Here is a 21,550-nt window from a genome sequence, read left to right on the forward strand (position 1 = left end):
ATTGAGAATCTAAAATTTAAAAATAACAGGTTTATTCAGCCAAAAGAAACTATTATCTCAGAATGGTTTGAAAATAAATACCCTTCAGCATTAAATTAATTGTAAAAAACTCTCGTAAATTCAAAAAATCTCTATCATTTTTTGATAGAGATCTTTTTACTTTCATAAGATTATAAATTATTTATAAATCTAACCATTTAAATAAATTAATCCGTTTTCTTAAAAAATCAGACTGCGATAGCAAGAGAATGCTTTTCTCACAAATATTATAGTCCTTACGGAAGATGCCATAAATTAGACGATGTAACCATGCTAATGGTATACATATTGGATAATCCCTTGCATAGCTATACCTCCTTGAAAGTTTATGAGGCATTGGGAAAAAGAATTCAATAAGATATTTTAATTTCCCAGTAAGACTATAATATTGTCTATTACTTTCATAATAGAATAAAAGGTTATCGTCTGCTGGACCTAATCTTACCTTACCATAAATCCCTCCATAAACCCCTTCAGCAAGAACACTATCTATAATCATATCTATATATTCATTATTCTCTAAATCCTTATTGTACAATATGTTTGGTATAACCATATGAAACAATCTTCTACAAACTTCAAATATGGCAAAAACAAAATTTTTGATTTTACACCTTACAACTTTTTCATAAAAGCTATTCCAGTTGACTTTATGTACCTCTGTTTCAACCAAAATTACTAAATCACAAAGTTGACGGAGTCCAAATCCTGTATTGGCAAAGTGCACAGCCATATGCAAGCATAAGTATAGAATTTGATTTTCCAACGAAGGAATTAATATAGTTGCACCACCTATATTAATTTTTTCATTATTTTCCCATATGTCCTTTTCTAAATAATCAGCGTTTTTAAAATAGTTCATATCTATTGCTAACCAATGAAGCTCAATAGGAAAAAATTGTTTATGTAAAAATAATATATGTTTTAAGTCCCTATGATCCTCAAAATATCCTAGATTCAAAAGAATTTCTTCTACTTTGTCCAAATCTTCAACATGTATAAGTATATCTGTATCAGACATAGTTCTCAGTTCTTTTACTGGATAAAGTTCTCTAAGTACTAATCCTTTTAGCCCTATGACTCGTATTTTGGCTTCATTAAGAGCCCTTAATACAGAGATTATCTTATTACTGTTTTGTGCCTGATTTAACGAAGCTAAAATGGTGGTTTTCTTCCATTCATTCATAATTTCATTATTAGGTTTTAAATTGTCATCAATATCTTTTATTATAGGATATAAAAGTGCATATATATCCTGTTCCTTTGTAATTTCAAAAACTGTGCTCCAATTAATATTATCTATTTCATTATTGTTAACCCTTCTACCATGTATTGCTGCATTCAAAAGATGTACTAATGTTTGTTGATTATTATTCATACATAATCCTCCAGTAAATAACATATAAAACAACTTATGGTTAGCTTCTCTAAGCGCTAGCACTTGATTTATCATTGACTGGACCTCTGTTTTCTATATTCCTATATTTCACATCAAGAAGACTATTAATTTTATCATCAAGGCTTATTACTGATTTTTTTTCTTTATCTAATATACAACCAAGTATTTTGCACCTGATAGTAGCTATATTATCTTTAATAACACTGCCTTTATTTATTTCATTAACCCCCTCCTTCAAAACAAATAAACATCCATCAGTTGCGGCAGTGATAATTTGCGTATAACTTAAGTTTTCAAATGAAGGTGTATTCACAATTATATAATCAAAACCTTTCTTTAGGTATTCCATAACTGTCTTTAGATGTTCTGTTTTAAATAAAGAACTGTACCTATTCAAATCATTAGTGCCAAGTGTTAACATTGAAAGATACACGTGTTGTGTATCTTTTATATAATTCTTCAAATGCATATCATCTATACTTAAACTATTGGCAACCTCTAGCATTCCAATAAGCCCATTAATTGCTTTTATTCTATGATTACTTATGTTTAAATTCTCAGTTAAACTACAATCTATAAATAGTGTCTTTTTACTGTTTTCAGCCAAAATCATTGCAACATTTTTAGCTATTATTGTCTTTCCTTCTATATCACTATTACTTGTAATACTGATACATTTTACTTTATTACCATACCCTTCTATAATATTACGTAATCTTCTATATCTTTCCATGATATTACTTTTATCTTTCTTCATTTTTCACTCACCTCATATTATTCAATAGTGACTATCACTGGAATATTCAATATATCCTTGACTTGTTTTTCATTTCCTATCTTTAATCTATCTATATAGTTTCTGAAAAGTACTATACCAATTGATAATAGTAAGCCAAATAAAAACCCACAAGCAATACTTCTGGATTTACTTGTCGGTATTGGATTACTTGGTGTTCTTGCCTCATCCAATACCTGAATTTTTCCTACAGGCAATAAACTCATACTTTCCTCAATAAAGTTTTTACAATATGTGTTTGATATTTTGGCAACATCATCCCTGTTACTGCCAACTGCAGTTAATTTAATTATTTGCGTATTACCTGCACCGCCTGATAAAGAGGATGTTGATGAAGAGTTTGCCAAAGTTATTGGAGCAGCTGTCACCATTGCTCTTACTTGTGAGGATGAATAATTCTTCAATTCTTCCGCAGTTTTATCCATTACTAAATTGGATTGAGCAATTTGCACATAAGTATCTATTATTTTTTCGTATAATAAAATATCATTTTGTGTATACTGTGATTCATTTTTTGAGTTTTGTACAATACTTGTGTCTCTCTTAACTACTATTGCTGTAGCACTAGCTACATACATTGGGGTTGATAGAAACATGACTTTTAATGCTATGATACCTGTACACAATATTGTTACTAATAAAATAAATACAATTTTTTTCTTTAAAATTTTTATAATATCTATTAACGTTAGGTATTCCTCTGTATTATTTATGTTTTCCAAAGCTTTCACTCCCTCTATTTGTTTAATATTTTGCGTTTACTTATATATATTACAGTCTCAGTTATATTACTTTAATTTAGTCTATTGAATTTATCGTTTCTCCCCCTTACTATTAGTTTTTATATTACTTTCTATATTCACCACTATACCACCTAGTTACACCATCTACCATTCTTCTATAGCACTATTTTTTAATGATACGTATAATATCCAGTGTAATCTACCCATACTATTTTAATATCATATCCGTATACTACTCAGGTATAATTATGTTCAACAAGAATTCTCCAATTGTATTATAATTATTCTTTATTTGAAACATTTTTATAAAGTTGCAGTTGGATCGTTAAACAAAATGACAACTATGCACTAGACACTGCACATATATTTAAAAAGTCAAAAGACACTGACCTATTAACTGTTTTGTTCTTATTCATTTTATTCTCTTCTAATTAATTTTCGTATTTTATGATATCCCTCGAGACTACCATTATTTATCATCCAGTTTCGCAAGTTTTCTCGATTGCGATGATATGTTCTTCGAAATGTAAGTTTGTACGTCAAAAAAATTTTTTTTACTCTTTGATTTGGGCTTACATTCTTCTTTAATCCATTAATCAAAATTACATCAAGTTTATCTTTTTCCTCTCCACGATTTTCCTTCATTTTTTTTACAAGTGAAATAATAATAAACTTTAATCCAAAATAGTAAAAATAACATTCTGGATTATAAATAATATTAGTAGCTGTCATTTGATAATATTTCAAGTAATTCACATGACTCTCGCCTAACAATGACTCAACTTTTTTTATATCTTGGGAACAAGTTATATAATCAATATCATTAGCATCACGCAAATTATAAAGTGCAATAACAGCACTAGAGTCTATCACAAATTCTTCAAAATTCAAAAGATTGTTAATTAATTTAGACTTATATAAAAAAATTTTTTTATTCAGTTCAACATTTCGATCTGGAACTGTATTATTTATAAACTCTAATGTATTATAGTTTAAAAAAATCTGTGCCAGCATTACAGTTTCTTCATGAGTATCGTTAATATGTAGAGAATGTTTTCCCATGCCGAAAATTTCTCTAATTTTTTCTTTCACTTTTATAATATGATTCAAATTTGAATCTTGAATAACATAAATACATATTGGTTTATCAACATCATAGCACTCGTCTGCTTTGCTAGTAGCACCGGTATAATTATTCTCTAGCCCTCCCATCCAATCAAAACCGCAATAAGTTTGTACCATTATATTTCTCAAGCCGTTATAGGTTACATCGATTTTTTTACTATAAACTACTGTGAATTCATTATTTATAATAGTTTCTGCCTCTGTTATCTTTTCTTTATTAGCACCTATTGCCTTTGGCCACATACAAATCAGATGACTATCTGCATGTAAAATTATAAAAAGATAAATCATAAAATCCAAATATTTTTCTTCTAAAAACCTATTATTAAATAGTCGATAATTATTAGGTGGATACTCACAATTCACTCTTACAACCGGTACTTGCATATTCAGAGCAGCTGCAATTGCTACACGATGAGCACCATCCATAATTACACCAGATGCATTTACAGGTATTGCAGATACATCTGAAGAAACTCCTTTTTCTCTAATACTACTAATTAAATTGTCAAATGTTTCAATATAGGATTCCAGTGTCCTTTTTTCTGGATTACCTGGTTCACTAAATGTTCCTTGTGAAAATGCTTTGATATGTTCCTCATACAATTCCTTGGGCCATGTCATATCATAATCTCGTTCTTTACACCAAACATAGTAGTATTTTGCCATTAAATCGATACGATCTGCAACAAGAAGTTGCTGTGCATTCACCCATTCAATATAAACTTCTTCTTCTCCGTTCAAAGCATATTTGTTACAAAAATAATTACCAATCAATTCATTTTTGGTTGCCATTAGTCGCATGCCCATCCTTTCCTGTTTATTTTCACTAAAAATTTTTCCAAAAACAGATTCATAACCAATTGTTTCATTATCTTATATTCTTTAGTATGCCGGTTTGTAATGGAAAACGAAACTAAAACAATCATAGTTGTAATACATAATTTCACTATCATAAATATAATTGAATTCTTAGGCGTTATCAGCACCATTATATATATAAATATAATATCCATTAACGCCACTGCTATAAGCTTTCCTTGCATTTTCCAGTAATTAATCACTGGTTGTGAAAACTTCGTTCTATAAAGTAATCTAGGTTCGTACCAAACAGTAGTTAATAATCGGCTAATTCCGGTTGCATACAGAATTCCAGCCAAACCAAATATTTTCCCCAAAACAAACGATGTTATAATATTTATACAAGCTGTGATTAACATTATATATTTTATTTGCTTAAACAACCCCATTGTTTCACGATACATCCATACGGGATTAATTATATTTTGTAAATAAAAATTAAATAGCACAGCAAATAAAATTATATTATTCAAAGAATACTCTGTTCCAAATGCCATTGTAATAAAATCTGTAAAAATTGCTAACATACATCCGGTACACCATGTAGTCAAAACTGCAAACATTAAGATTAATGTATTAAATATGTCATAAGACCTTTTTTTATTTCCTTCTGCATTTAAATTTCCTAAGCTAGATATTAAAGAAGTTATAATAATATTAATAAATGTCATTATAGCAGTGACAATCATATTATAATTGGAATAATATCCAACAAAAATCGTGCCACAAATAATAGAAATTAAAATATTGTCCGTACTATTAATAATCACCACGCTAATTTTATACAAAAAAGTTGCCTTAAGATTTGAAAATAAATTTTTCTTTTCATCTTGAAGTATCATAGTTTTTTCATGATTCTTAATAAATGGGTATAACCTATTTGCAATCGTATTAAGTACAACATTATTAAGAATTGTACACAACACAAACAGTGATAAATAAATTAGATAATTACTTGTCCATAACAATATAATAATTTGTAAAACATACTGTACAAACAAAATTATAATGTTTACAACCTTAATAATGTAATTTTTCTGATCTGCATTTATAAGTGCCGTCTTATAGACAACAAAGTATGAAACAACTGAGTTTAATAAATATAAAAAATAATATTCAATTAATTCATTATAAGGAAGATTACTGTTAATAATAAATTTTAAAACTGGTAATAAACATATTCCAACAATGGCCACAAAAGATGCTATAAATAAATATAATTTCTGATAGAAATTTAACAGTTGATTTATTTTTTCTTGGTTATTTTCCCTAACAGGTTTATAAAGACTATAATTTAAAACATTACTAACTCCTAATTCAGCCATAGATAAAATTGATAAAATATTTGAGTATAAACCATTTACACCGAGATATTCTGCACTTAACATACGTACAAAAATTATGCGTGCAACAAATTGTAGTAAAGTTATTAAAAATTGAGAAGCAATTCCCCATATTACATTTGTTTTAAAATTTTTACTTCTTGAATTTTGATTCATAATTACCTCATCTATCTATTTCATCAAATAATTTTTTTTCTAAACTAATCATAGAAAATTCTTTCAAATATAGTTGTCTTGCATTTTCACATATCTTTCTTCTATCTTGCAAATAATATACTTCCACTATTTTATCAGCCAAATCATTTGTATTAGAATAATCATACGAAAACCCATTTATTCCATCTTCAACAAATTGATACTGACCTGTTCCAGATGCTGTAATATATAAGCATTTAAACATCATTGCTTCAGTTACAACTACTGGCATCGGATCATCATTTGAAGCACAAATTACCAAATCTGCTGATGAATATATTTGATGTATCCTTTCTCTAGGAACAGCTCCTACAAAAACAAAATGTGAATTACGCTTGATGGCTTCATCAAACTTTTGCTTATAATCATCTTCCCAAGTAGCACCTACAAATTTAAAAGTTACACTTTCTTGTATTTGTTTTGGCAGAAGATCATATGCTTCTATTACTTGGAGTTGATTTTTACGCCTGCAAATTCGCCCTATTACTACAATTTCAAATTTATTCTTTCCCCTAACTAGTTCTTTTTCTTTCGTAGATAAGCAATTTTTATTAACATTTTCAAACTGATCTGGTGTCCCATAATGCATAATATCGCTAGGAATATCCTGAAATATTTTTGTGAAGGCATCTTGTGTTCGATTACTAACACACTTTACATTAACATTACTTGCTAGTTTATGAGGAACATAACCTTGATAGTATCTTAGTAATGATTCTGTTTCATGAAGCCACCAAATAATAGGTGTTCGTATAACTTTCGGTAAGAAAACTATACAATCATAACAAACAATCGTATTTATAATAGTTAACTTAATATCAATCTGAGCCAAAATAGGAGCATATTTTTTTAACTTTTTTCCATAAACAAATGCATGCATTTTTTCTTTTTCACACTTATCAATAAGTGGCCCTGGCTCACGAAATAGAAAAATTATCTCATAACTGTGCTTTTGTAAAATCTTTGCTGCATCAAATAGTACAATAGGAGCTCCACCTGACAAATCAGCATCATGACTTATTAATAAACAATATTGCTTATTAGTGTCCAAAACTTGACTCTTTATCTGTTTAGCTAAGTTACTTGCATCAGAAGATGCAATAATTGTAGTTCCATATATATTTTTTATTTTACGCTTTACCATATTCATTAATTTTATCATCCTTTTCAATTTTGTGGATTCTCAGTTATATTATTCAAATTTAGTCTGTTGAATTATATATTTCTTTTGCAATATATCCATAAAAAGTTTCTCTATTCTTTTTAGTTTTAAGGTTAAGTTTTTGTCTTCTCTGAAGTTTATGAAAAACAGTATCTTTAATAATATCTTTATATACTTCGTTATCAAATTTATCATTCAATACTAAATTTAATTTAAAAAGCTTAAGATTATTGATTGGAACACTATCTATTTCTCTTTTTATTTCAGGAATATAGTTATATCCTAACAAAATAATATAATCAAAAAGAAAATAGTCTATTAAGTAATCTTCACGTTCCCAGTAATGTATATTGAATGAATTAATAAATGAAAATATTATATCGGAAGTATTTCCTGATAATAAAGCTGTATTCCACCTATATGCGGATAGAGATGTTATATTTTCATCAAATTCTAATTTCCCAGTAAAAAATTCTGGTTTAAATATATTATTTGATATTGACTCAGTGAGATAGAAAGTTGCATCTATCCATAATCCCCCATACTTGTTCAATAATCCGATACGAACAATATTGGAGAATTCAGTAAATGAAATAATTTCACTATTAAGTTTTTTATAAATATATTGCGGAAAGTCAATGTACTTTTTTAAATTCTTTTCAGAAATTAAAATAACTTCATGCTCACCACAATTTTTTTGTATACTATTTATGCATATTCGTATTAATTCTGGAGCTTCATCATAACCCTGCCACCAAAATACCCATATTTTTTTTGTCGAAGCTTCAAAATGTTTTTCTAATAAAAAAGCATTCTTATATTCTGCGATTATATGTCTGTAATTGTTATACAAATATTGCATAATATATTTTTGCTTAACTTTAGAAATTTTCAGAAATATCCTTAGTGGTCTTTTATCATAGTTAAATAATGCTTCTAGTAACGCAAAAAAGGCAATTCTAAATCCAAAATTTTTATTTAAATTATATATTTGATTCAGTCTCTGTTTTATTTTGTATATCATAATTAAACTCCTCTATTTGCTTAATTTTTATTGGTTTCATTTTAACTTTATTGTATGCTATAAACATAACTATAATTGTCCAAAATACCTTTTCACACCCTACTGCTGAAAACAACAGAAGAAAGTACATAATAAAACAATATTTAAAAGCATTATTAGCATTTTTAGCATCTTTTTTGTTACTGCTTCTAATCGACTCAACCAATAAGCCAATAAACAAGCTTAGTACTCCTATACTTCCAACTATTCCTTCACTTAGAATATACTCTAAGTAACCAACATCCAATGTATTAGTAGCATACCATTTACCACTTGGATTCATAAAATAAGCAATTCCTCTAATATGAGGATTTGCACCTAGACCAAATAAAAATGTATTCGTCTTAAATAAGTATAAAATGCCTGACAATTGTATTGCCCTAGAATTCAATCCTTGAGCATTCTCTCCATAATTCGCTAATTTATAATTAAATCCAAAGACATTTAAAATCGATTTGAAAATGCTAGTGAAAATATCAAATATGAAAGGATTTATTAAAGAAACTAGTATAATACTGATGCCAATGAACGCTATTGCTCCATAATATTTACGCCTGCTTGATTTCTTCTTATCAATAAACATAATAGCCATTAATACTACAAAAGAAATAATCGAACCTCTAGAATTAGAAAATAGCAAAGCTACTATATCGAGTAAGAAAATCAGTAGATATTTTTTCTGTTTTGAGCTTTCGTACATATACATTATCAATGGAGATACTAAAGCACAAAACTGTCCAAAATAAACAGGGTGACCAAAGGTTGCTTCCGCCCTTGTAAAGCCTAATCGTTGCACAGATGTTTCTAGCATAGTACGACTTACAGTCTTAAAATAGTAAGCTACGTTTATTCCCGTGATTGATTGTAATATTCCTATCACAAAAATCACTGCAGAAGAATAGATAAAAATTTTTAGACATTTTAAAAAAACTTTCTCACTAGATAGACATGATACAACAACTAAAAGTACTACAAGTTGTTCAAATATAATTATAAATAGTTCTTTAACTGCATCTACTATTGAAAACATATATAAACCATTTGCAATTATTCTGAATATAAAATATATAGCAAAATACATATACAGCCGCTCTTGTTTTAATATCTTAATTGTTGATTTTCTATGATCTTTTGTAAAATAATATACACATAAAATTAGTATGATAATTCTACTTGCAGTTAATAACGGTAATGAACTAGAGAATTCTACTGCAAAATATTCTGGTAATACAGCATATAAAGCAAAAAATAAATATAATGGCCATCTTTGATTTCCAATAATAATTAAGAAAACCATAGAACCAAATATTAAAATTGTCAAATAAATCAATATATCCATAATTTATCTTCCATTTCTCATTTAATAATACTTTTTAAAGACTGCGACTTGCTATAATCGTCTCAATGTATAATTAATTTTTAAAAAAACACTTCTTCTGTACGAGTAGCAGCCAAAAGGTGAATTAAAACTATATAATAACCTCGTCATAATATTCTTTTTGTACTTCTGCAAAAACTTCTTCATATCGTCATAAAGTTTATCTGATATACCCAATACATCCATAATAGTTAGCAAATTCTCCATTTGCAGAATAACTTTTCTTTTATTTATCAATAATAATTCGTCTTTTAGTGTTCGTTCTATTTTCTCACTCAAAGGTTCTTTTCCTGAGTTAACACCCAATGTATTATTTCCATGTTGCCTATAATAAATATATGGTCTATTATCAAAATACACTTTTCCAGATACGGCGCAGAGCAAATATAGCCACTGATCATGCATTGCCAATTCATTTTTTATATATTGAACTGTTTCACGATATTTGAATAATAATTCTTTGTTAAATACTGTGGTGCATCCAACTGTTCTGTTATCTGCTATACTTTTATATATGTCTAATTTATTAAGATGCCCATTTAGAACATATATTACGTTTAAACTGCTATCAGTAACATATGCTGCAGAACAATATATTTTAGGACACAACACAGAATCAGAGTCCATTTTCTCTATAGCAGAATAAATTTTATCAGGCTTCCATACATCATCTTGATCACAGAAAGCATAATAGTCGAAATCGCATGGACACTTTTTGAGCAACTCCATAAAGCTTCCACATGCTCCTAAATTTTTACCATCAGATATCAATTTTATATTTACATTCTTTGACATTATGTCATTAATAATATTCATACTTTTGTCCTTTGATTTATCATCACGTATGAATATATCGATAAGCACATTCTCTTGCTGTAACAACGATTCTATTTGCTCTCGCAAATAAAGTTCCCCATCGTATACAGAAAGCAATATTAGTACTTTTTTCATATTATAGAACTCCTTTTTGAATAATAATTAAAGTATTATAATTTACGAGCTGCATAAAAAATTTTTCTAAAGCACCAACTTAATTTTTATTTTTCCGATATTACTGTAATAAACTTATTTTCACTCAGACTATATTTGCTCCCCTTGAATAACTTATGTTTTATAACCCACCAAGCTGGTACCCAAATATACCTATGCATAGCTGGTGATACACTACCAATCATCCAACAGTTTCTTTCACAATTTTTAGTACATTTGCGAACTTCATCTGCCTGTTTAGAATTCCATAGCTTCTCCCAGGACTGATTCTTAAGATTACCCATAACTGCTTTCCTACCCATTCCATTACAAGGAATAACATCACAGAACGGATCAATGAAAAAAGCATTACTAGACATATCACATGGTAAGAGTCTCTTCTGACCATATATATAATTTATAAGGCCATGATTAAAGTAAGCTCTAAACCACTTTTTGGGAGATTTACTTTTAAGTAATTCATTATTTAGTTTTTCAAAGCTTTTAGCTACTTTATACTTATTGTCTATCTTGTTTGTTGTTTTCCTGAAATAGAAAGAATTGTGCAAGGTAGCAGTAGCAAATTCCATACCTAATTTATCAGAGATTTTATAAAGTGGAACCAAATCTTCACAATTCATATCCTGAACTGTCATCCCAAATCCCACATCTGGATGCCTCATTTCAACTAATTTCTTTAATGTGCTATACCCACGATTGAATCCATCTGCTAATCCTCGTATTGCATTATTTGTTACTTCAAGTCCCTCGATTGAGATTCTAATACCAACCTCTGGAAACTTATCACAAAGATCAATTATACGATCTGTGAAATATCCATTCGTAGAAATAACAATTCTATCTGATTTTTTATATAATTCTCTTACTATATTCGCCATATCTTTGCGGATAAAAGGTTCTCCACCAGTAATATTAGTAAATGACATTTCCGGTAACTTCTTTATATCTTCTAGTGTAATTTCTTCGGATGCCTTTGTTGGATCCCTCCAGCAATCACACATATTACAGTGTGCATTACATCTATATGTTACAATTACTGTTCCATATAAAGTCCTCTTACTCATTACATTTTTTTCTCCTATCTTTTTTGTATTAATCTAATATATTCTCGATATGTATTATTTTTTGTTACAACTATGTCTTTTTTAATATATAGACACAGCTTTCCCCAATAATTATAATTAAGATCTATATTTTATTATGATCTACACATTTTTTCGATCTAATTAGTTTCATATATTTAGAAATTAGTTCATCAATATATTTTTCCCAGTAATGTTTCTCTTTTGCTGAATATAGTATTCTATAAGATATTTTTTCATATTCTTTTCTATCAAGTTGCATTATGAAGTTTATTTTTATTTCCAAATCATCCGCATTTCCAGCTTCGAAAAGATATCCTGTTTTTTTATCTTCAATTAGTTCTGGCAGTCCACCAATTCTGCTAGCAATAACAACTTTGCCTTTTGCGATTGACTGTAGAATCGAATACGGACAATTTTCATACCATTCTGATGGGACTACAATTATTCTAGACCTTTCTATAATTTTTTCCATCTCATCTCCATAAATTGCACCGAGTAATTCTACATTGGTTAACCTATTCTCATCTATATATTTCTGTAGTTCATCTTTTATTAATCCATCTCCAACAATAATCAATTTATACTTACACTCCATTTGTTTATGGGCTTTCAAAAGTGTCAAAATTCCTTTTTCTTTTGAAAAACGTCCAAAATACAAAATATAATCTTTATATTCTTCATTAAATTTATATTCCTGATTAATTGGCAAAAAATTAGTCATATTAATAATTTTCGATTTTGTAAATTTGGATTTTTTCATTAAAGCCTTATATTGTTCACATTCAGCAATGTATAAATCTATTTTGTTGTAATATTTTCCGATTTTTAAAAATTTGGCTTCCATAACTCCAATGAAACTTTTTGCCTTCGAATCCTTAATACATAATTTTTTCACACAACTAACTATACCTTTATCCATACAGTCCTCACAAATTCCTGTTCTTGATAACATTGTATAATTAGGACAAGCAAAAATTAGGTCATGCATAGTCATAATAATCGGTATATTATATTTTTTGAGCACATCAACGACAGAAAAAGTAATTTGACGATGTATTAATCCAATATGTGCAACATCTGGTTTTTCTTCCCTGATAAGCTTTTTCATTTTTTCTTTTGCTTCAAAAGAATAAAATATCTTTAATCCCAATTTTATTTTACTTAGCATACCTTGCTTTCGACCATTATAATCTACATTTGAAACAAAATACTTTGATTGTGCACATGGTAAGTTTTTCTCATCTTGCATTGCAAAATAAATGACTTTATGGCCTTTTGCTATTAACGCTTCTGCTAAAGCAAAATAATAAGTCTCTGACCCGCCTCTCTTATAATGAAACTTATTAATTAATAATATTTTCATAATTACTCCCTATATTAATATTTAGTGTGATAAACTTTTCGCATAAAGTAGACTGTCTTTTCAATTCCTATACTCAACGGAATAGGATCAAGCTTTCCAAATGTATTCTCATATAAACTTATATCCAAATAATTCTCAGGCACATCAACTTTTCTCCCTTCTATATAATTTATATTGAGTCTAATTTTCAATATTTCCTGAATTGTTTCAATAACTTTCCTAATGGATATCCCATAACCACATCCTAAATTAAAAGTACGTTGCTGATGCTCTTGATTTGTTATATTTAAGATTCCACGTACTGCATCATCAATATAGATGAAATCTCTAACCACGGAACCATCTCCATAAACCGTAATTTCTTGTCCTATTAATGCCTTATAGATAAATGTAGTTACTGCTCCAAGAACTCCATTTGGATTTTGATATGGGCCGTATGGATTCGCTAATCTAATCACTCTATAATCAAGTCCGTATATATATCTATATAAGTAAAGCAATTTTTCTATAGTAATCTTTTGTAAACCATAAGCTGTAATTGGATAAGTTGTTGTATCTTCCTTTAAGGGCATTTCTTTTTCTTTCCCATACACTGTTCCTCCAGAGGAAGGGAATATTACTTTTTTAACCTTGTTTTTTACACAAGCCTCCAATAATTTAGCCATTACAACAATATTGGCAGCCAATTCATCAGGTATACACTGATTTGAAGTTGTAGGGACAGTAGTACTCACAAGATTAAATATAATATCTTGATCTCGAACCAATTCATCAAAATTAGTATCTATACGAAATTCTCCGCAAACATATTGCAGATTTTCTAATCCAAAATTTTTAATATTTTTAAAAAGCATCAAGTTTCTATCATATAAAGTAATGTTTAAATTTTTATCTTGAGCAAGTTGTAAAACTAAATTAGTTCCAATAAATCCTGCTGCACCAAAAATAATAATATTCATATATACCTCTCTTAATTTCTATAAAGCTGTATTGTGCTTAATACCACATCATCCCAGCTATATTTATTACATATAAAATTACTCGCTTCAGCTTTATATTTATTAACAATACTATAGTTATCACACAACCATTCCAATTTTTCTTTTAAATCACATATATTGCCCTTCTTAAAAACAACTGCTTTATCTTGGACTACTTCTGTGCATTCAGGAATATCAGAAACCACACAACAGTTTCCATAGCTCATTGCTTCCAGAAGACTAATTGGCATACCCTCAAGATCACTCGGCAACACATATGTGTATGCATTACTGTATAATTGCTGCAACACTTCGCCCTCTACAAAACCTGTAAAAATAATTCTATCATCACTCTTAGCCTTTTCTTTAATCTCACTCATAAATGTATCTGTATCTGATGAGCCTCCCGCAATTATAAGTTTTTTCGATGTATTTACATTTTTATAAGCATCTATAAGATATTGAATGCCCTTCTCTGGAACAATTCTACCCAAAAACAATATATATTCATCTTTTTTAAGCTTCCACTGTTTTTCAATCAACTCAGTCTCTTTGATTTCTGGTTTACTAATGCCATTAGGAATAAAAATAGTTTCTCTTCCGTAAGTATCTTTGAAATATTGTTGTACATTTTTGCTAAGAACGATCACTTCATCTGCATATCTAGCGGCAATCTTTTCACCGAGTTTTAAATACCAAGCAGCAAATCCCCCCCATTTTGATCTCTGCCAATCTAACCCGTGAATTGTAACTATAGTACGAATTCTAAATATATGAGGAATCACCAGCATTACCGAAGGACCTTCTGCGTGGTAATGGATGCAATCATAATGACCAAACAAAGCTTCCAGTGTTCCTAGGAAAGATGATGTTAATGCAGCAAAACCTTTTCCCTCGATAGTAGGAACTGTCTCAATACGGACTTTTTTATATTCTTTTAGCTGATCATTGCTGCTCCTATCATCAAACTCTTTTCCACTAACATGATGCCCCTTACGATTATAAGCAGTCACCTTATGTCCTAACTTTGCTAATCGTATTGAAAGCTCTTCAACTACAACTTCAATGCCACCTTCTCTAGAAGGTATACGTTTATGTCCAATCATTGCGATATTTAGCTGTGATTGATTACATTCTTTATGATGCTTATTATTCATCATCTGATTGAACATTTTATTGTACCTCCTAAACCTATTAAAATTCTATATTGATTACCTTTATTATATAAACCAAACTACTTATCTTACCTTATTAAATAATTTATCTATTATATTACAATATCAAACACAAACTTATTCTCTTTTAATTTGCACCACTTTTTATCTTTCTCTGATAAAATCAATTCTTCCATATTAACTTTATCTAATGGCCAATTTATGTTTATATCTTTGTCATTCCAAAACAAACCTACCTCATCTTCTGGATGATAAAACTTTGTACATTTATAACAAAATTCAGCCTCTTCAGATAAAACCAAAAAACCATGTGCAAAACCTTCAGGTATATAAAGCTGCTTTTTATTTTCCTCTGAGAGAGTTACTCCTACCCATTTACCATAGGTTTTTGAGTTTTTCCTTAGATCTACTACTACATCAAATACTTCTCCTTGAGTAACCCTAACAAGCTTTCCCTGTGGATACTGTCTTTGAAAGTGTAATCCCCTTAAAACACCTTTTTTAGACCTTGATTGGTTATCTTGTATAAAAATTGCATCAAGCCCTGCTTCTTTGAAATCTTCATAATTATAAGTTTCCATAAAATATCCCCTGTCATCTCCAAATACAACTGGCTCTATTACATATACACCCTGAATTTCTGTTTCTGTAAATTTAAATCTGTTCATTTAAAGCACTCCCTATAAATTAATTATCAATGCCATCTATTAAATGCCTTCAAAGCCTTTTCCCATTCTCTCATTTCATCACCCAAAGTACAGCGAAGCATCATATTATCAAGAGCGGAGTAAGCAGGTCTTTTAGCAACTCTTTCAATCTTCTCAGAGGTTATAGGGATCACTGTACAATTAATTCCAGCATAATCTACAATTTTATATGCAAAGTCATACCAACTGCATTCCCCTATTCCAGTACAGTGATATATTCCGTAATTCTCTGTTGTTATAAGTTTTAAGATATGATGTGCTAAATCTTCTGCATTTGTAGGATTACCTCTTTGGTCATTTACTACTTCTAAATAACCTTTTTCTTTTGCCGCATTTAATATGGTATACACAAAATTTTTACCATACTTTCCATAAAGCCATGCAGTCCTGACTATAAAATATTTACTACAGTGCTCTCTTACGTATTGTTCTCCTAAAAGCTTAGTCTTCCCATAAACACTTACAGGATTAGGGATATCATATTCTTTAAAAGAGATGTTTCCCTTTCCATTAAAAACATAGTCTGTAGACACATGTAAAAGCTTAGCTCCCACTTTTTCTGCAGCAATAGCTAAATTACATGGCCCTATAGAATTCACTTTAAAAGCATTATCTATGTCACTTTCGCATTTATCTACATCTGTATAGGCTGCACAATTCACAATAATATTAGGAATAAACTCCTCAATATAATCTAAAATTTCTTTTAAATTTGTGATATCAAGTTTATCTAAATCTACATACCTTATTTCAGAATTTACAATGTTATCATCTATTTTACCGATTTCAGACTTACCTTTATCAATTATGGAATGTATTTGAACACCTAACTGCCCCTTAGCCCCAGTAATTAAAATTTTCATTTTATCTTAACCTCCAAACATTTTAATAGAATTATTAAAATATCTCTCTTGTTGTAGCCACTTCTTCAATTAAGAAATTTTTTTCTTTAATTAAACTTAAAATATACCTTCCATAGTCTACCTTTCTTAGAGGCTCCACTAAATTTATTAATTGTTCACTATTGATATAACCTTTTCTGTAAGCAATTTCTTCAATACAAGCAACATAAAGTCCTTGTCTTGTTTGAACGGCTTCAACAAAATTTGCTGCATTAAGAAGTCCATTCGGAGTACCAGTATCTAGCCAAGCCATACCCCTTCCAAATAGCTCTACTTTTAATTTTCTGATTTTTAGGTATTCATTATTAATCTCTGTAATTTCTAGTTCTCCTCTATCTGATGGTTTAACACTTTTCGCTATCTCTACTACATGGTTATCATAAAAATATAATCCTGGAACAGCATAATTGGACTTTGGATTTTTGGGTTTTTCCTCTATTGATACCACATTAAAAGTTTCATCAAATTCTACTACTCCGAAATCATTAGGATTACTTACATGATATCCAAAAATAGTGGCTCCTTCAGTTCTATCTGCAGCTATTTGAAGTCTTTCTGAAAAACCATAACCATAGAAGATGTTATCTCCTAATACTAATGTTACGTTATCTTGTCCAATGAATTCTTCTCCAATTATAAAAGCCTCCGCAAGACCTCTTGGTTTATCCTGTACTGCATACTGAATGCACAAGCCTAATTGTTCTCCACTACCTAAAAGCTCCTTGAAAGTGTCTAAATCTCTTCGTGTTGATATAATAAGTATGTCCCTTATTCCTGCAAGCATAAGAACAGATAGCGGATAATAAATCATTGGTTTATCATATATAGGAACAATTTGTTTTGATATTGCTTTTGTCATTGGATACAGCCGTGTACCTGAACCTCCTGCAAGTATAATGCCTTTTCTAACCATTTTGTTTCCCCCATAGCTTATATAGATTCATACATTTTTTCATAATATTTTTGATATTCTCCAGAGGTTATATTCTTCATCCATCCTTTATTTTCTAAGTACCATTGAATAGTTTTATCTATACCTTCTTCAAAATTTGTTTCTGGATACCAATCTAGTTCATCTTTAATCTTAGCTGGATCTATAGCATATCTTCTATCATGTCCTTTTCTGTCCTCTACATATTTTATTAATGACTCGCTTATAGAAGAGTCTATATTCTCCTTAAAATATGAAATTATAGTTTTTACAATATGAATATTCGTTCTTTCATTATGTCCACCAATGTTATATACTTCTCCGAACTTACCATCATTTATAACCATATCTATAGCTTTACAATGATCATCCACATAGATCCAGTCTCTTATATTTAAGCCATCGCCATAAATAGGAAGTAGCTTTTTATTTAAGCAATTGTTTATGATAAGCGGTATCAATTTTTCTGGAAATTGATATGGTCCATAGTTATTTGAACATCTTGTAATGTTTATAGGCATTTTATATGTATCATAGTAAGACTTAACAATTAAATCAGCTGAAGCCTTGCTAGCAGAATAAGGACTATGAGGGTTTACTGATGTAGATTCAATAAAATATCCGTTCTCCCCTAAAGATCCATACACTTCATCAGTAGAAACCTGAATATACTTTTTATCTTCTGTGAAGGTATCTCCAATTTTCCAATAGTTTTTAGCAACATTAAGAAGATTTACTGTACCTAAAACATTGGTCTTTATAAATACTTCTGGTTCTTGTATACTCCTATCTACATGTGATTCAGCAGCAAAATTTACAATATAATCTATATTAAATTCTTCAAATAAATTTTCTACTGCATATCTATCACATATATCTGCCTGTACAAAAATATAATTTGGATAGTTTTCTATAGTTTTAAGATTCTCTAAGTTTCCTGCATAAGTAAGTTTATCTAAATTTATAATTTTTATATTATTGTATTTATTTAACATATAGATAATAAAGTTTGATCCTATGAATCCTGATCCACCAGTTACTAAATAGGTTTTCAATTTTATTCCTCCTTCTATTTATTTAACATTTCACATTTATTCACATATAGTGCAATCTCAGTTCTGTTGCTTAAATTTAGTTTGTTGAATATGTGATTAATATGCTTTTTTACTGTATGTTCTGTTATTAAAAATTTCTCTGCAATTTTTTTATTATTTTCTCCCTTAGCTACTTCCATCAATATTTGTTTTTCTCTAGCAGTTAATACTTTTAAATCAGCTTTAAAATTTTCTTTTTCATTTATCATGTGGTCAACAAAGTAAGAATCATAGTATTTTTTACCAGTATATACCTGTTCTATAGCGTGCAGCATTTCTGTTTCACTAGAGTTACCTAATATGTATCCTTGAACTCCATTTTTCAATGCTTTCACAAAGATTTCGTTATCTCCGTAAAAATCTAATATTATAAATTTAGCCGTTGAACCAGAATCTCTTATATCAGTAATTAAATTCAACTCTTCTTTGTTTCCCTTGCAAATATCTAACAGAACCACATCCGCTATATTATTTTTTATTAAATTCACAGCTTCTTTCACCGTTTGACCAACGAACTGTATTAAAATATCTTTTTGCTTAGATATAATAGATGATATTCCTTCTCTTATTAAAGAGTACTTTGATATAATTATGACTTTCATAAAGCTTCACATTCCCTTTTCTATTCTGTTTATTACCTAATAAGATAAACATTTTAACCTACTTCTTATTATTTTTTGCATCTAAAGTTCTATTTGTGACTTCGCAGAAACCTAACACGAAAATAGACTGCTTTAATCTGTAATAGAGGCTTCCTTTATAATTAAATCTTCTTCACTATAAAATTTTTCTCTATCATTCAAGTTACTAGCTTTAAACCTTGAAAGATATGACATAAGCTCATCTCTCAAATCCTTACGTTTCAAAGCATACTCTATATTAGCTTGTAAAAACCCAAACTTATCTCCAACATCATATCTAGTTCCTTCAAAACTGTAAGAATACATAGCTTCTTGTGATGATAATTTTTTTAATGCATCTGTAAGCTGTATTTCTCCCCCTTTTCCTGGTTCAGTTTCTTCTAATATTTCAAATATTTTAGGAGTTATTATATATCTTCCTAGAATAGCTATATTTGATGGAGCTTCTTCTATCTTAGGTTTCTCAACTAGATCTTTTACCTTATAAACTCTATCCTCAATATTTATGCCTTTTACAATACCATACTTTGATACTTGTGATTCATGCACTGGCTGTACTCCTAATATGGATGTTTTGTATTCATTAAAACAATCTATTAATTGTTTTAAACAAGGTACTTCGCTATCTACTATATCGTCTCCAAGCATGACCGCAAAAGGCTCGTCTCCTACAAAGGTTTTAGCACGGCTTACAGCATGTCCTAATCCTCTTGGTTCTTTTTGTCTTATAAAGTGAATATCTGCTAAGTTTGATATACTTTGAATCATTTGTAATAATTCTTTTTTATTATTATTTTGTAGTTGATCTTCAAGCTCTACTGATTTATCAAAGTGATCTTCAATAGCTCTTTTATTTCTGCCAGTTATTATTAATATTTCCTCTATACCTGATGCCACCGCTTCCTCAATTATGTATTGAATAGTAGGTTTATCTACTATTGGCAGCATTTCTTTAGGCTGAGCCTTGGTTGCTGGTAAAAACCTTGTACCCAGTCCAGCAGCTGGAATTATTGCTTTTTTTACTTTCATCCCTATTACTTCCTCTTTATTCATATAAAAATTGCTCAGGAATCTACATTTTAAACTGAAAAGCCTTATATAGTGACTTAATTTAGTTATTGTTCAAACTATATCTTTTACATCTTTACTCAATAACTGCTTATCATTAATTTTATAATTATTACATGTTTACAATTTTACCATGTGATTGAATTTTTACCATTACACTACAATTCCATTTTTAATACATTTGTATAATAGCCCGTATAATCTACTCATACTGTTTTGATATTACATCTATATACTACCTAGGTAGTATTTTCAATCAGAATTTTTAATTAATAACTGGTATAGATATATTTTTCTTTGAGAAATAAAAATATCAATGGATAATAAACCCTCATGCAAATAAAAAAGGTATATATAATGACTAAATATTAATCATCATATATACCTTTACTTTAAAATATTTGAAGTATATATTTTTATTATTACTTGCTACTAATAGCCTCTCCTTTTCTATCTGTTAGATCTATGATAATAGTTTCACGATTACTGCTAAATAGAACTTTTCTTTTA

Annotated in this window: 19 protein-coding genes; all 19 read right to left on the reverse strand. The window is 29.2% G+C overall.

What is annotated here, in order from left to right; genetic code table 11:
* Positions 1–181: 181 nt before the first annotated feature.
* The 19 genes from I6U48_RS01125 to galU all read right to left on the reverse strand — a co-directional run bounded on the left by I6U48_RS01125 (position 182) and on the right by galU (position 21,001).
* Positions 182–1,417 (reverse strand): nucleotidyltransferase domain-containing protein, encoded by a 1,236-nt coding sequence (locus tag I6U48_RS01125; RefSeq protein WP_218318560.1) that lies wholly within the window; start codon positions 1,415–1,417, stop codon positions 182–184.
* Between the two features lie 49 nt (positions 1,418–1,466).
* Positions 1,467–2,195 (reverse strand): CpsD/CapB family tyrosine-protein kinase, encoded by a 729-nt coding sequence (locus I6U48_RS01130; RefSeq protein WP_218318561.1) that lies wholly within the window; start codon positions 2,193–2,195, stop codon positions 1,467–1,469.
* Positions 2,196–2,212: 17 nt separating this feature from the next.
* A complete protein-coding gene (locus tag I6U48_RS01135; protein ID WP_218318562.1) occupies positions 2,213–2,956 on the reverse strand; it encodes a YveK family protein in 744 nt (247 codons plus the stop codon).
* 438 nt (positions 2,957–3,394) lie between these two features.
* Entirely contained in the window at positions 3,395–4,897 is a 1,503-nt protein-coding gene (locus tag I6U48_RS01140; protein WP_218318563.1) for a ParB N-terminal domain-containing protein, read from the reverse strand.
* Positions 4,897–6,462 (reverse strand): lipopolysaccharide biosynthesis protein, encoded by a 1,566-nt coding sequence (locus tag I6U48_RS01145; RefSeq protein ID WP_218318564.1) that lies wholly within the window; start codon positions 6,460–6,462, stop codon positions 4,897–4,899. Before I6U48_RS01145 ends, I6U48_RS01140 begins: the two co-directional genes overlap by 1 nt.
* Before the next feature lie 7 nt (positions 6,463–6,469).
* Complete coding sequence (locus I6U48_RS01150) at positions 6,470–7,651, reverse strand: glycosyltransferase family 4 protein (RefSeq protein ID WP_218318565.1); 1,182 nt, start codon at positions 7,649–7,651, stop codon at positions 6,470–6,472.
* 52 nt (positions 7,652–7,703) lie between these two features.
* Positions 7,704–8,687 (reverse strand): capsular polysaccharide synthesis protein, encoded by a 984-nt coding sequence (locus I6U48_RS01155; RefSeq protein ID WP_218318566.1) that lies wholly within the window; start codon positions 8,685–8,687, stop codon positions 7,704–7,706.
* The gene (locus I6U48_RS01160; protein WP_218318567.1) at positions 8,647–10,065 is read right to left on the reverse strand and encodes an O-antigen ligase family protein; all 1,419 of its coding nucleotides are present in this window, start codon (positions 10,063–10,065) and stop codon (positions 8,647–8,649) included. The genes I6U48_RS01155 and I6U48_RS01160 overlap by 41 nt, the downstream gene beginning before the upstream one ends.
* Before the next feature lie 51 nt (positions 10,066–10,116).
* Positions 10,117–11,055: a glycosyltransferase gene (locus tag I6U48_RS01165; protein ID WP_218318568.1), complete on the reverse strand. Its 939-nt coding sequence runs from the start codon at positions 11,053–11,055 to the stop codon at positions 10,117–10,119.
* 86 nt (positions 11,056–11,141) lie between these two features.
* On the reverse strand, positions 11,142–12,158 hold the full coding sequence (locus I6U48_RS01170; protein ID WP_218318569.1) for a radical SAM protein: 1,017 nt from the start codon (positions 12,156–12,158) through the stop codon (positions 11,142–11,144).
* 124 nt (positions 12,159–12,282) lie between these two features.
* Positions 12,283–13,542: a glycosyltransferase gene (locus I6U48_RS01175; protein WP_218318570.1), complete on the reverse strand. Its 1,260-nt coding sequence runs from the start codon at positions 13,540–13,542 to the stop codon at positions 12,283–12,285.
* A gap of 14 nt (positions 13,543–13,556) precedes the next feature.
* Positions 13,557–14,501, reverse strand: coding sequence for an NAD-dependent epimerase/dehydratase family protein (locus tag I6U48_RS01180; protein ID WP_218318571.1), 945 nt, complete (start codon positions 14,499–14,501; stop codon positions 13,557–13,559).
* Between the two features lie 11 nt (positions 14,502–14,512).
* A complete protein-coding gene (locus tag I6U48_RS01185; RefSeq protein ID WP_246615152.1) occupies positions 14,513–15,694 on the reverse strand; it encodes a glycosyltransferase family 4 protein in 1,182 nt (393 codons plus the stop codon).
* A gap of 95 nt (positions 15,695–15,789) precedes the next feature.
* Positions 15,790–16,365, reverse strand: coding sequence for a dTDP-4-dehydrorhamnose 3,5-epimerase (gene rfbC, locus I6U48_RS01190; RefSeq protein WP_218318572.1), 576 nt, complete (start codon positions 16,363–16,365; stop codon positions 15,790–15,792).
* Between the two features lie 26 nt (positions 16,366–16,391).
* Positions 16,392–17,267, reverse strand: coding sequence for a dTDP-4-dehydrorhamnose reductase (rfbD, locus tag I6U48_RS01195; RefSeq protein WP_218318573.1), 876 nt, complete (start codon positions 17,265–17,267; stop codon positions 16,392–16,394).
* Between the two features lie 34 nt (positions 17,268–17,301).
* Positions 17,302–18,219 carry a glucose-1-phosphate thymidylyltransferase RfbA gene (gene rfbA / locus I6U48_RS01200; RefSeq protein ID WP_218318574.1) on the reverse strand — a complete coding sequence of 306 codons (918 nt, stop codon included), beginning with the start codon at positions 18,217–18,219 and terminating at the stop codon, positions 17,302–17,304.
* A 17-nt stretch (positions 18,220–18,236) separates the two neighbouring features.
* On the reverse strand, positions 18,237–19,292 hold the full coding sequence (gene rfbB, locus I6U48_RS01205) for a dTDP-glucose 4,6-dehydratase (RefSeq protein ID WP_218318575.1): 1,056 nt from the start codon (positions 19,290–19,292) through the stop codon (positions 18,237–18,239).
* Between the two features lie 14 nt (positions 19,293–19,306).
* Positions 19,307–19,933: a LuxR C-terminal-related transcriptional regulator gene (locus I6U48_RS01210; protein WP_218318576.1), complete on the reverse strand. Its 627-nt coding sequence runs from the start codon at positions 19,931–19,933 to the stop codon at positions 19,307–19,309.
* A gap of 132 nt (positions 19,934–20,065) precedes the next feature.
* Complete coding sequence (gene galU, locus I6U48_RS01215) at positions 20,066–21,001, reverse strand: UTP--glucose-1-phosphate uridylyltransferase GalU (protein ID WP_218318577.1); 936 nt, start codon at positions 20,999–21,001, stop codon at positions 20,066–20,068.
* Positions 21,002–21,550: the final 549 nt, after the last annotated feature.

The sequence above is a fragment of the Clostridium thailandense genome (assembly GCF_019207025.1).
In the GTDB taxonomy this organism is placed as follows: domain Bacteria; phylum Bacillota; class Clostridia; order Clostridiales; family Clostridiaceae; genus Clostridium_AM; species Clostridium_AM thailandense.

Bases quoted from the DNA above. Each gene is read 5' to 3' on its own strand.
- I6U48_RS01125 (WP_218318560.1), bottom strand. From the start codon at position 1,417: ATGAATAATAATCAACAAACATTAGTACATCTTTTGAATGCAGCAATA.
- I6U48_RS01210 (WP_218318576.1), bottom strand. From the start codon at position 19,933: ATGAAAGTCATAATTATATCAAAGTACTCTTTAATAAGAGAAGGAATA.
- I6U48_RS01145 (WP_218318564.1), bottom strand. From the start codon at position 6,462: ATGAATCAAAATTCAAGAAGTAAAAATTTTAAAACAAATGTAATATGG.
- I6U48_RS01155 (WP_218318566.1), bottom strand. From the start codon at position 8,687: ATGATATACAAAATAAAACAGAGACTGAATCAAATATATAATTTAAAT.
- I6U48_RS01150 (WP_218318565.1), bottom strand. From the start codon at position 7,651: ATGAATATGGTAAAGCGTAAAATAAAAAATATATATGGAACTACAATT.
- rfbD (WP_218318573.1), bottom strand. From the start codon at position 17,267: ATGAAAATTTTAATTACTGGGGCTAAGGGGCAGTTAGGTGTTCAAATA.
- I6U48_RS01185 (WP_246615152.1), bottom strand. From the start codon at position 15,694: ATGTTCAATCAGATGATGAATAATAAGCATCATAAAGAATGTAATCAA.
- I6U48_RS01140 (WP_218318563.1), bottom strand. From the start codon at position 4,897: ATGGCAACCAAAAATGAATTGATTGGTAATTATTTTTGTAACAAATAT.
- I6U48_RS01130 (WP_218318561.1), bottom strand. From the start codon at position 2,195: ATGAAGAAAGATAAAAGTAATATCATGGAAAGATATAGAAGATTACGT.
- I6U48_RS01170 (WP_218318569.1), bottom strand. From the start codon at position 12,158: ATGAGTAAGAGGACTTTATATGGAACAGTAATTGTAACATATAGATGT.
- I6U48_RS01160 (WP_218318567.1), bottom strand. From the start codon at position 10,065: ATGGATATATTGATTTATTTGACAATTTTAATATTTGGTTCTATGGTT.
- I6U48_RS01175 (WP_218318570.1), bottom strand. From the start codon at position 13,542: ATGAAAATATTATTAATTAATAAGTTTCATTATAAGAGAGGCGGGTCA.
- galU (WP_218318577.1), bottom strand. From the start codon at position 21,001: ATGAAAGTAAAAAAAGCAATAATTCCAGCTGCTGGACTGGGTACAAGG.
- rfbA (WP_218318574.1), bottom strand. From the start codon at position 18,219: ATGGTTAGAAAAGGCATTATACTTGCAGGAGGTTCAGGTACACGGCTG.
- I6U48_RS01180 (WP_218318571.1), bottom strand. From the start codon at position 14,501: ATGAATATTATTATTTTTGGTGCAGCAGGATTTATTGGAACTAATTTA.
- I6U48_RS01165 (WP_218318568.1), bottom strand. From the start codon at position 11,055: ATGAAAAAAGTACTAATATTGCTTTCTGTATACGATGGGGAACTTTAT.
- rfbC (WP_218318572.1), bottom strand. From the start codon at position 16,365: ATGAACAGATTTAAATTTACAGAAACAGAAATTCAGGGTGTATATGTA.